Annotated in this window: 2 protein-coding genes; both read left to right on the forward strand. The window is 52.0% G+C overall.

Translation table 11 applies throughout. The features are described 5' to 3' along the window. A partial coding sequence (locus F0Q45_RS28845; RefSeq protein ID WP_223163962.1) for a hypothetical protein occupies positions 1-268 on the forward strand: 268 nt, incomplete at its 5' end. Between the two features lie 28 nt (positions 269-296). Then, a partial coding sequence (locus tag F0Q45_RS28850) for a polyketide synthase docking domain-containing protein (RefSeq protein WP_223163963.1) occupies positions 297-481 on the forward strand: 185 nt, incomplete at its 3' end.

Below are 481 nucleotides of genomic sequence, written 5' to 3' on the forward strand. Positions count from 1 at the left end.
CATCGCGTTAGCCCGCCACCTCGCCAGTCAACTCGGCACGGCTACGCAGGCTTCCGCACCTCATGACTACGTCCAACAGATCCAAGAACTAATTACGTCGATTCCGGTCAATCGACTAGAAGAGGCCGACATCTTAGAACTTCTAAAGAAACTCGCGTCGAACGATTATCGCAACAGCGACGCTGATCATCAACAGAATAAATCACGCATCGCCAGCATGGATGCTGACGCCCTAATCGCTATTGCGTTGAGAAACTCGAGAAAATAGTTTCTAAAGAGGAAATAGAAAGAATCCTATGCAAAGTCAACTCGACAAATTAACGGACGCCCTGCGTGCTGCTCTTATTGAGAATGAAGATTTGAGGCAACTCCGGGCGCGCGCGTTAGAGCCGGTGGCGGTGGTGGGGATGGCGTGTCGGTTTGCTGGTGGTATTGAGTCAGCGGCTGGTTTGTGGGAAGCGGTGTGCGGCGGTGTTGATGT

The sequence above is a fragment of the Mycobacterium simiae genome, assembly GCF_008370645.1.
GTDB classification, from domain to species: Bacteria; Actinomycetota; Actinomycetes; order Mycobacteriales; family Mycobacteriaceae; genus Mycobacterium; species Mycobacterium simiae_A.